The sequence below is a fragment of the Bifidobacterium vansinderenii genome, from assembly GCF_002234915.1.
Taxonomy (GTDB): Bacteria; Actinomycetota; Actinomycetes; order Actinomycetales; family Bifidobacteriaceae; genus Galliscardovia; species Galliscardovia vansinderenii.
Map to the genome: position 1 here is coordinate 1 of NZ_NEWD01000048.1, position 1,090 is coordinate 1,090.

A 1,090-nucleotide genomic window follows, 5' to 3' on the forward strand; every position below is an offset into this window, starting at 1 on the left:
CGTCGGGTATCGTCACCCTGGCGGTCAACTGGACCAACAAGGGCACGTTCACGTCCAAATCGTGGGAGATGACGAACCTCGGCCGACTCTACATCCAACGCTACCGGACGAGCGGCGACCAGATCAACTTCATCCCCGAGGGTTTCGAACTGCATCAGATGGCGGCCGAGAACTCGGCGTGGGACAAGCAGGGGCACAGCATGTTCGTCGTCACCGGGCAGAACGGGACCACGAATCTGCAATGGCAGACCACCGGCGAATGGGAGGTCGCCGGCAACATGTGGCACCACTGCTCGATGACGTTCGGCGTCCGCAACGTCAACATCTAGGAGGCTGTTTTGCTCAGTGATTTCGACCAGAGCCTGATCATGTGGGCGGTGACCACGATCGCCGGCGCGCTCGGCGGCTACGTGCTCGCCTGGTGGCGAGGCCGACGCCATCTGGAGGACGCCATGAGCGACGGCGTGCGCGAACTCCTGCTGTGCAAGCTCGAGGAATTCCGGGCGACGATGGTCCGGCAGGGAGGCGTCGCCGACGACGACCTGAAATTCCGCGCCCAACGACTCTACAACTGTTACCACCAGCTCGGCGGTAACGGGCACGGCACCGCCGTCAACGACGACATCCAACGCGCACCGATCACACACAAACCACTCTGAAAGGAGCCAATATGAAGGATTGGGACAATCTCATCGCCGACGAGAATCTGATTCTCACGAAGCATTACACGCCCGGCCGCAACGGCCGCAGGATCGACAAGGTGGTGCTGCACCACAATGGCGGCAACCTGAGTATCAGGGGCTGCTATGACACGTGGCAGACCCGTCAGGCCAGCGCCCACTATCAGGTCGATGCGAATGGTCGTATCGGCCAGCTCGTCCATGATCGTGACACCGCGTGGCACGCGGCCAACGGCGAGGCCAACCGCACGAGTATCGGTATCGAGCACGCGGATATCAGCACCAGCCCGTGGCGCATCTCGGATGCGACGCTGGATAATGGTGCTCACTTGGTGGCCGCGATCTGCAAGGTGTACGGTCTCGGCCGGCCGCAGTGGGGTGTCAACGTGTTCCCCCACTTCCACTACACG

General features: G+C 61.9%; 3 protein-coding genes. All 3 read left to right on the plus strand.

Annotated features, from left to right (window positions below; translation table 11 throughout):
- On the plus strand, positions 1-329 hold a 329-nt coding region (locus Tam10B_RS13320; RefSeq protein ID WP_158214220.1), incomplete at its 5' end, for a hypothetical protein.
- A gap of 9 nt (positions 330-338) precedes the next feature.
- Positions 339-659 carry a DUF4436 domain-containing protein gene (locus Tam10B_RS12515; RefSeq protein WP_233133634.1) on the plus strand — a complete coding sequence of 107 codons (321 nt, stop codon included), beginning with the start codon at positions 339-341 and terminating at the stop codon, positions 657-659.
- An 11-nt stretch (positions 660-670) separates the two neighbouring features.
- Positions 671-1,090, plus strand: a 420-nt coding sequence (locus Tam10B_RS12520) for a peptidoglycan recognition protein family protein (protein WP_143248657.1), incomplete at its 3' end; no start/stop codon positions are given.